Source organism: Bradyrhizobium sp. INPA03-11B (assembly GCF_040446015.1).
GTDB classification, from domain to species: Bacteria; Pseudomonadota; Alphaproteobacteria; order Rhizobiales; family Xanthobacteraceae; genus Bradyrhizobium; species Bradyrhizobium macuxiense_A.
This window is the reverse complement of record NZ_JASGSR010000277.1, coordinates 1-706: the sequence shown is the minus strand read 5'-3', so window position 1 is coordinate 706 and position 706 is coordinate 1. Positions and strand designations below refer to the sequence as shown.

Annotated in this window: 1 protein-coding gene; it reads left to right on the top strand. The window is 65.7% G+C overall.

Annotated features, from left to right (window positions below):
- The coding region (locus tag QMZ05_RS40905; protein ID WP_353705901.1) for a glutathione S-transferase family protein at positions 1–614 on the top strand (614 nt) is incomplete at its 5' end.
- Positions 615–706 lie beyond the last annotated feature (92 nt).

Here is a 706-nt window from a genome sequence, read left to right as displayed (position 1 = left end):
AGCTCTATACCGCCCCCGGCACCTGTGCGCTCGCCTCCCACATCGCGCTGGCCGAAGCCGGCGCGCCCTATACGGTCGAGCGGCTCGACTTCAAGGTCAACCAGCAGAACAGCCCGGAGTATCTCAAGATCAACCCCAAGGGCCGCGTGCCCACGCTGGTGACTGATCGCGGCGTGCTGACCGAGACCCCGGCGATGCTGGCCTACATCGCGCAGACCTATCCGCAGGCGAAGCTCGCGCCGCTCGACGACGCCTTCGCGTTCGCCCGGCTGCAGTCCTTCAATTCCTATCTCTGCTCGACGGTGCATGTCTGCCACGCCCACAAGATGCGCGGCGCGCGCTGGGCGACGCAGGAAAGTTCGTTCGCCGACATGAAGACGATGATCCCGAAGACCATGGGCGCCTGCTTCAACCTGATCGAGCGCGACATGCTCATGGGACCGTGGGTGATGGGCGACAGCTACACGGTGGGCGACGCCTATCTCTATACGCTGACGCTCTGGCTCGACGGCGACGGCGTCGACATCGCGACCTTGCCCAAGGTGAAGGCGCATCGCGCGGCGATGGAGCAGCGGCCGGCGGTGCAGAAGGTGCTCGCGGAACAGAGGGCGTAGACGCCAAACATTCGGTGTCGTCCCGGCGAAACAGGCCGTGCGAAAAGTCGGCCCGGCGCGGGGAGTATTGAGTGACCAAGCGCGCGGCTCAG